Source organism: Alkalihalophilus lindianensis (assembly GCF_032843265.1).
GTDB classification, from domain to species: domain Bacteria; phylum Bacillota; class Bacilli; order Bacillales; family Bacillaceae_D; genus Alkalihalophilus; species Alkalihalophilus lindianensis.
In genome coordinates this window covers 1-274 of sequence record NZ_JAWJBA010000288.1, presented here as the reverse complement: position 1 = coordinate 274, position 274 = coordinate 1, and the positions used below count along the sequence as shown (strand labels likewise).

The 274-nt window shown below is 51.5% G+C and carries 1 pseudogene; it reads left to right on the top strand.

The annotated features are described in order from the left end of the window. Positions 1-274: pseudogene (locus RYX56_RS22290) on the top strand (translational GTPase TypA); the annotation flags it as partial.

Here is a 274-nt window from a genome sequence, read left to right as displayed (position 1 = left end):
GCTACCGGTTATGCGCTTCAGGGCGCGGAAGATCGTGGTGTATTCTTCATTTCCCCCGGAGTCAGAGTATATGGTGGCATGATTGTTGGGGAGTACACACGAACCCAAGATCTCGACATCAATGTATGCAAGACGAAGAAGCTCACCAACATGCGCGCTTCAGGCAGCGACACGCTTGTCGCGTTTCAAGCTCCACGCGAAATGGTGCTGGAAAAATGTCTGGAGTGGATTCACGATGATGAACTCGTCGAAGTGACCCCACAGACAATCAGAA